This is a genomic window from Burkholderia sp. Ac-20392 (assembly GCF_017104585.1).
Classification (GTDB): domain Bacteria; phylum Pseudomonadota; class Gammaproteobacteria; order Burkholderiales; family Burkholderiaceae; genus Burkholderia; species Burkholderia lata.
On record NZ_JAAGPB010000814.1, the window covers coordinates 1 to 2,559 of the forward strand.

The 2,559-nt window shown below is 68.7% G+C and carries 3 protein-coding genes; all 3 read left to right on the forward strand.

Annotated features, from left to right (window positions below; translation table 11 throughout):
* A partial coding sequence (locus tag G3N99_RS38550; RefSeq protein ID WP_346778519.1) for a hypothetical protein occupies positions 1-371 on the forward strand: 371 nt, incomplete at its 5' end.
* Between the two features lie 262 nt (positions 372-633).
* A complete protein-coding gene (locus G3N99_RS38555) occupies positions 634-2,214 on the forward strand; it encodes an MFS transporter (RefSeq protein ID WP_206125011.1) in 1,581 nt (526 codons plus the stop codon).
* A gap of 12 nt (positions 2,215-2,226) precedes the next feature.
* Positions 2,227-2,559: biotin/lipoyl-binding protein (locus G3N99_RS38560; protein ID WP_206125012.1), on the forward strand; the 333-nt coding region annotated here is incomplete at its 3' end.

A 2,559-nucleotide genomic window follows, 5' to 3' on the forward strand; every position in this document is an offset into this window, starting at 1 on the left:
TGTCGCGGCCGGGCTCGCAGCCGCGCTCGTGCATCGCGGCGGGGAACGGCGCTGAGCCGGCGCGCGTCATGATCGACGTCGACCTCGCTCACAAGGCGCTGGCGCATCCGTTTCGGCGGAATGTGCTGCGCTGGCTGAAGGCGCCCGATACGTCGCTGGCGGACGCCCCGCGCCTGCGCTCGCAACACGGCGTACCGCTGTCGTCGATCGTGGCACGCAGCGGGTTGTCGCAATCGACGGTATCGGCCCACATCGCGCTGCTGTGCGCGGCCGGCCTGCTTGTCGCGACGCAGGTCGGTCAGTGGCGGTTCGTCGCCCGCAACGAAACCGCCATCGCCGCCTTCATCGCGCGCATCGACAGCGAACTCTGACCCGCCACACCGGGCCTCGGGTTCGCCGCGAACGAGCCCATATGCCGTTGCCCGTTTTCCCATCGCCAGACACGCACGCCGTACGGGAATCCGTCGGCGTTTTTTTACGCGCATCCCCTCCCGAATTTCGAGATGATGATTCCCGAATCAGACCAATTATCGGCAAATCCGGAAGGATGTATCGTGCTTTCACGGTGGCGATTTCGTGATCGCCGCCCGCCAGACCCCGCGCAATCCGAACCCATTCGAAACACTCGACATCATGAATACCGTTTCCTTGCCGGTCATCGCCACGACGCCTGCGCCGCAGGCCGGCGCCAAGGCGCCGTCCATCCTGACGCCACGCCTCGCAACCGGCCTCGTCGGCATGCTGCTCGCGTCCTTGCTGGCCATCCTCAACGAACAGGTCACCGCCGCCGCGATGGCCGACATTCTCGGCGCCTTCTCGATCGGCCATGACGACGGCACCTGGCTGACCGCGCTGTTCGAGGCGGCCAACGTCGCGACCATGGTGTTCGCGCCGTGGTTCGGCGTCACCTTCACGCTGAAACGCTTCACGATCGGTGCCGTGCTGGCGACGCTGATGCTCGGCGTGCTGTGCCCGTTCGCGCCGGGCTTCGCCGCACTGACCGTGCTGCGCGTGCTGCAGGGCATCGCGGGCGGCTGCCTGCCGCCGATGCTGATCATCGCGGCGCTGCGCTACCTGCCGCCGAAAGCGAAGCTGTACGGGCTCGCTGGGTATGCGATGACGGCGACCTTCGGGCCTGCGCTCGGCACGCCGCTCGCGGCGCTGTGGACCGAATTCGCCGACTGGCGCCTGGCGTTCTGGCAAATCGTGCCGCTCGGCATCGCTTGCTGCGCGGCAATCGCCTACGGCCTGCCCGCCGACACGACGAAGCCCGAACGTCTGCGCGCCTTCAACTGGTCCGGATTCCTGACCGGTTTCCCGGCCGTGGCGATGCTCGTCGTTGCGTTGCTGCAGGGCGACCGCCTCGACTGGTTCGAGTCGGCGGCCATTCGTGCACTGGTGGCCGGCGGCCTGACCCTGCTCGTCGCCTTTCTCGTCAACGAATGGTTTCATCCGCTGCCGTTCTTCCGGTTGCAACTGCTGGCGCGCCGCAACTTCACGCACGGGCTGCTCACGCTGGCCGGCGCGGTGATGCTGCTGACTGCGGTGGCCGCGATACCGGGCCACCATCTTGCCGGCGTGCACGGCTACCGGCCGCTGCAGACCGCGCCGCTGTCGCTGCTGGTCGCCGTGCCGCTGCTGCTCAGCCTGCCGCTGACGGCTGCGCTCCTGAACCTGCGGTGGGTCGATTCGCGCTGGGTGCTGGCCACCGGCTGCCTGCTGATGGCGCTTACCTGCATCGCCGGCAGCCGGATCACGGCCGAGTGGATCCGCGACGACTTCTACTGGCTCCAGTCGCTCCAGATCGTCGCGCAACCGATGCTGATCCTGCCGATCCTGATGGGCGTCACCACCGGCCTGCCGCCCGCCGAAGGGCCGTTCGCGTCGGCCATGTTCAATTCCCTGAAAACCTTTTCGGCAGCGCTGGCCACCGGCCTGCTCGAGACGCTGGGCACGGCCCGCGAACACCTGCATTCGAACCGGCTGGTGGACCAGCTCGGCAACCGGGCGCAATTGAGCACCGGGGCCGTGCTCGACAACGCAACCGGCCTCGCCCCGCTCGCGCACCGGCTGCACGAGCAGGCGCTGGTGCTGGCCTCGGCCGACCTGTACCGGCTGGCCGCCTGTGTCGCCGCCGTCCTGCTGCTGCTCGTGCCGCTGCTGCCGGTGCGAATCGCACCGCCGTGGGCCCCGCAACCTCCTTCCTCGCACTGAGAGACGATCGCCATGTCATCCGCCATCTCCCCCAAGCACAAGGCGCTTGCCGCCGCCGCGCTCGTGATCGCCGTCGGCGTCGCGGCCTGCGCCGGCACGCACCGCTTCATCGATTCGCATACCGAAACGACCGACGACGCGTACGTCGCGGCCGACTTCACCCTCGTCGCACCGCGCGTCGCCGGGCCGCTCGTCGAAGTCCTCGTCGACGACAACCAGCACGTGCGGGCCGGCCAGCTGCTGCTGCGCATCGACGACCGCGACTTTCGCGCCGCATTGACGAGCGCGCAGGCCGACGTGGAAGCCGCCCGCGCGGCCGTGGCCAACGACGAGGCCGAGATCGCA

What these genes read in the sequence shown, in the direction of transcription:
- G3N99_RS38555 (WP_206125011.1), top strand. Translation starts at nt 634, where the DNA reads ATGAATACCGTTTCCTTGCCGGTCATCGCCACGACGCCTGCGCCGCAG.